This window comes from Acidovorax sp. KNOB132, assembly GCF_057541515.1.
On the sequence record NZ_BAAJYT010000266.1, the window covers coordinates 1 to 4,744 of the forward strand.

General features: G+C 69.2%; 5 protein-coding genes and 1 pseudogene. 2 read left to right on the forward strand and 4 right to left on the reverse strand.

Annotation, left to right across the window (positions count from 1 at the left end):
* Together AC27IO_RS20545 and argS are read right to left on the reverse strand one after the other, a co-directional pair.
* A pseudogene (locus AC27IO_RS20545) lies at window positions 1-379 on the reverse strand (SPOR domain-containing protein); the annotation flags it as partial.
* 12 nt (window positions 380-391) lie between these two features.
* Entirely contained in the window at window positions 392-2,101 is a 1,710-nt protein-coding gene (gene argS, locus AC27IO_RS20550) for an arginine--tRNA ligase (protein WP_498740499.1), read from the reverse strand.
* Between the two features lie 117 nt (window positions 2,102-2,218).
* On the opposite strand from argS, the gene AC27IO_RS20555 reads away from it, so the two are divergent.
* On the forward strand, window positions 2,219-2,557 hold the full coding sequence (locus AC27IO_RS20555) for a PsiF family protein (RefSeq protein ID WP_284406653.1): 339 nt from the start codon (window positions 2,219-2,221) through the stop codon (window positions 2,555-2,557).
* Between the two features lie 69 nt (window positions 2,558-2,626).
* On the opposite strand, the gene AC27IO_RS20560 is transcribed toward AC27IO_RS20555, so the two are convergent.
* Complete coding sequence (locus AC27IO_RS20560; protein WP_284394754.1) at window positions 2,627-3,082, reverse strand: DUF2214 family protein; 456 nt, start codon at window positions 3,080-3,082, stop codon at window positions 2,627-2,629.
* Window positions 3,083-3,235: 153 nt separating this feature from the next.
* Here AC27IO_RS20560 and AC27IO_RS20565 point away from each other — a divergent pair, with 153 nt between their 5' ends.
* Entirely contained in the window at window positions 3,236-4,201 is a 966-nt protein-coding gene (locus AC27IO_RS20565) for an FmdB family transcriptional regulator (protein ID WP_498740501.1), read from the forward strand.
* A gap of 39 nt (window positions 4,202-4,240) precedes the next feature.
* On the opposite strand, the gene AC27IO_RS20570 is transcribed toward AC27IO_RS20565, so the two are convergent.
* On the reverse strand, window positions 4,241-4,744 hold a 504-nt coding region (locus tag AC27IO_RS20570; RefSeq protein ID WP_498740502.1), incomplete at its 5' end, for a DUF3016 domain-containing protein.

Below are 4,744 nucleotides of genomic sequence, written 5' to 3' on the forward strand. Positions count from 1 at the left end.
CCTTGGCCAGATCGCCCAGCGGATCGGACGAGGCGGCCGGCTTGCTGGCGGCACCCCGAGGCGCCGAAGCGGCGGCCACGGCGGCGGGCACCGAAGCGTTGCTCGCAGGGGCCGGTGCGACACCGGCCACCGCGGGCGTCGAGCTGGCGGGCACGGGCGGGCGCGCCGGGTTCTTGCCGTACAGCGGCGAATTCGGATCCCAGTTCTTGTTCTTCTGGGATTCGGCGGCGTCCTGGTCGGCATTGCGCGCACCGCCCTTGTTGAGGAAGGGCACCGGCACCTTGGTCACATACACGGCCACGCCCAGCGCCGCCCCCAGGCCCACGACCACCCCGAGGATGAAGCCGATGGCGGTGCCCCCACGTTGCTGTTTTGTCATATCCGTAAACACTCACATTCTGGCTGGCGCCGATACGCCCAGCACGGCCAGGCCATTGTGCAATACCTGTGCGGTGGCGGCGACGAGCGCCAGGCGCGCGCGCTTGACGGCTTCGTCGTCCACCAGGATGCGCTCGGCGTCGTAGTAGCTGTGGTAGCTCGCGGCCAGGTCGCGCAGGTAAAAAGTGACGTCGTGCGGCGCCTCGCCTTCGGTCGCGGCGGTGAGCATTTCGGGGTATTTGGCCAATTGCAGCATCAGCGCCTGGGCCTGCGGGCCTTCGAGCGCGGACAGGTCCACGCCCTGGAGGGACGCCACATCGCCGCCGCCCTGCTCGGCCCAGCTGCGCAGCACAGAGCAGATGCGCGCATGCGCGTACTGCACGTAGTACACCGGGTTGTCGTTGTTCTGCGCCACGGCCAGATCGACGTCGAAGGTGTATTCGGTGTCGGGCTTGCGGCTCAGCAGGAAAAAGCGCACGGCATCCTTGCTGGTCCATTCGATCAGGTCGCGCAGCGTCACGTAGCTGCCGGCGCGCTTGCCGATCTTGACCTCTTCGCCGCCCTTGACCACGCGCACCATGGTGTGCAGCACGTAGTCGGGGTAGCCCTGCGGAATGCCCACGTCGGCGGCCTGCAGGCCGGCGCGCACGCGGGCGATGGTGCCGTGGTGGTCCGTGCCCTGGATGTTGACGACCTTGGTGTAGCCGCGCTCCCATTTGGAGATGTGGTAGGCCACGTCGGGCACGAAGTACGTGTACGAGCCGTCCTGCTTGCGCATCACGCGGTCCTTGTCGTCACCGTAGTCGGTGGATTGGAGCCACAGCGCGCCGTCCTGCTCGTAGGTCTTGCCGTTGGCGACCAGCCGGTTCACCGTGGCCTCGACGCGGCCGCTGGTGTACAGGCTCGACTCCAGGTAGTACTCGTCGAACTTCAGGTTGAAGGCCTGCAGGTCCTTGTCCTGCTCGTGGCGCAGGTAGGCCACCGCGAAGTTGCGGATCGACTCCACATCCTCCACGTCGCCGCTGGCCGTGAAGGCGCGGTCGGTGGCCTGCACCGTCTTCTTCGCGAGGAAGTCGTTGGCGATGTCCTGGATGTAGTCGCCGTTGTAGAAACCCTTGCTGGCGGGATTCTCGGGGTCGGTGGGCCAGCAGTCGTCGCCGGGCTTGAAGCCCTTGGCGCGCAGCTGCGTGCTGTGCGTGAGCGTATGGATCTGCACGCCTGCATCGTTGTAGTAGTACTCGCGGTGCACCTTCCAGCCCTGCGTGGCGAAGAGGTTGCAGATCGCATCGCCCAGGGCCGCCTGGCGGCCGTGGCCCACGTGCAGCGGGCCCGTGGGGTTGGCCGAGACGAACTCGACCAGCACCTTCCGGCCGTTGTCCGGCTGTTGCCCGAAGCGCTCGCCGGCGGCCAGCACCTCGCGCACCACTTCCTGCTTGGCGGCGGGCTTCAGGCGGATGTTGATGAAGCCGGGGCCCGCGATCTCCAGCGCCTCGACCCAGCGGCCGAAGGCCGGCGTGGCCAGCAGGGCCTCGCGCAGCGTTTCGGCCAGTTGCCGGGGGTTCTGCCTGGCGGCCTTGGCCAGCTGCATGGCGGCGGTGCAGGCGAAATCGCCGTGCGCGGCCACCTTGGGGGATTCAAAAGCAGCACGCCCGGCAGCGCCGGGCGACAATTTTTCCAGCTCGCCGGCGAGCGCCGCGAGCAATTCCTGTTTGACGGAGAGCATGCGGCGATTCTACGGGCCGCCCGTCATCCAAACTTTCGGCCATGACGTTATGCTGAACAGCCTCGCGGGGTGCGCGTCGACGGGGGGCTTCCTATCCACTTTTTGCAGGAATACGACATGAAGAATCTGCTCTCCGTGGTGGCCGCCGCCGGCCTCGCCCTCTCCTTCGCCACGGCGCATGCCGCCGATGCCCCCGCAGCCGCCGCCTCCGCGCCGGCCAAGGCCCCCACTGCTCAACAGAGCAAGATGGCCACCTGCAACGCCGATGCCAAGACCAAGGCACTCAAGGGCGACGAACGCAAGGCCTTCATGAAGGACTGCCTCAGCGCCGACAAGCAGGCCGCCCAGCAGGGCAAGATGACCACCTGCAACGCCGACGCCAAGACCAAGGCGCTCAAGGGCGACGAGCGCAAGGCCTTCATGAAGCAGTGCCTGAGCAACAAGCCCGCCGCCTGATCCGGCCACCGGCCCGCCTTTCGTTAAAAAGCCCCGCATTGCGGGGCTTTTTTGCTGGGCGCGGGGCGTTCAGCGGGTGCCGACGCCCCGCGCGAGGAACGTGGCCGCCAGCGGGATCAGCACCAGCAGGTGCGCCTCGATCATGACCAGGCGCCGGGTGCTGCGGATCGCCGCCTCGTCCGGCAGCGCGCCCGTGGCGCGCAGGGCCTTGCGCCAGCGCAGGAACCGCAGGGTGGGCGCGATGGAGATCAGCCCGACCACCACGAAGAGCCCCACCTTCACATGCAGCAGCGGCTGCATTCCATACCACTGCGCACCCTTGATGCCCCAGCCGACGCGGGCCAGCCCCGTGGCCAGCACGGCCAGGGCCGCGATGCCATAGAACCGGTCCAGTTGCGCCAGCCGCTCCACCGCGGCCGCGTTCAGCCAGGCCGGGCGGCACAGCGCGGCTTCGCTGGCCAGGAAGGTGACCATGGTGAGAATGGCCAGGAAATGGGCATAGGCCAGCAGGGCTTCGGTGGTCATGTGGCGTCCTTGGAGTGGGGGCGGCGCGATGGTAGCGCGCCTACGGCAGCCTGCGCCGCGTTTCGTTCGCCGGTGCAGCGCTTCGGATGCGCGTGCGCAATCTCCGGGACTGGCGCAACAGTGAAAGCCTCTCCATTGTTGCGAGGCATGTCCATGCCGATCCAGTCCATCTCCCACACGCAGCCCAACGCCTGGCTCCAGGGCGGCCAGAGCACCACCCTGCAGCAGGATCTGATCAAAAAGGTCCTGGAAATGCTGCTCGTCAGCCTGCTGGAGAAGCTGGGCAAGAAAGACGACGCGCCGTCCAGCCAGCCCGGCGGCACCCCGGCCTCCAGCCCCGCGAGCGCACCCCCCAGCGCCCCCCCCAGCGCGTCACCCAGTCCATCACCTGGCCCGGCACCCAGCCCGTCCGCCGGTCCGGCCAGCCCCCCCTCGGGCGCTCCGGCTCCCACGCCAACGCACGACGGCACCGCCGACACGGTCCCGGCACCAGCGCCCTCTACCAGCCCGGCCATTCCCGGCAGCGGCACGGCAGGCAACGACTTCGGCACGCAGAGCGTGGCGGAAGGCGCGGGCAAGGTCCACCCGAAATTCGAGCCGGTGCTGCGCGGCGACGAGTCGCAAAAGGACGCGCAGATCCAGACCCAGGCGGACTTCGGCAAGGCGGCCGATGCCACGGCCAGGGAATACGGCCTCGACCCCAACGTGTTCCGCGCCCAGCTGGAGGTGGAATCCAACGCCTTCTCCAAGGGCTTTCAGGGCGCCATGAAGCTGGAAGGCGACCTGGGCCGTGCCGGCGAGAACAACACCTCCATCGGCCTGGGGCAGATTTCCCGCAAGTTCCTGGACGGCCGCGAATGGGCGGACGGCGGCCCCGGAAACGAACGGGTCGGCGGCCAGAAGGTCTCCACCGAGCAATACCAGGGCAGCGTGACGACGCAGTTGCGCATGGCGGCATCCAACCTGGCACAGCGCGTGGCCGACCACGGCGGCCTGCAGCAGGGGCTGGCGTACTACGTGTCGGGCAACCCCGATCCGGGCAATGCCAACGCCAGCGCCTACATCGACCGGATCAACACGGCACTGAAGGACCCGGCGGTCGTCGGGCCCGGCCGCTGACCCGCGCAGGCAGCGCAACGGGGAACCGCCCGCGCTGCATCACTGCGGCGCCGGCGCCCCGATGTCCTGGCGCACCCAGTCGTCGAGCAGCGCCTTTTCATACCGCAGCGGATCGCTGCCGCCCCGCCCCGCGCGGGACAGGAACGACGGATCGCGCAGCTCGCGGCGACCGGACTGCAGCACGCGGCCATCGGCCGCCGTCCGCTGGAACTCCAGGTCGATGCGCGGCGGATACACGTCGCGCACGATGCGCACCTGCGCCAGCTGCGCGCCGCGCCCGGGCTCGAACCCGCCCGCGCGCTGCACGTCGGTGATGCGCACCGCCAGCCGCTCGCCATCGGGCAGCGCGGCGGCCGCGCGTTCGGACAGGTGCTGGCACAGGGCATCGACCCACGCCCGGCGCGCGCGGTCGGACTCGTGCGGGCCCATTCGGGCATCGCTGAAGCGGGAAGGATCGTCGTACTCCACGCTGACGATGCCGGGCGCAACCGGATGCGCCCCGCGTGCCGCGCCGGGGCCGGGAGCGGCCGGCCGTGCGGATTC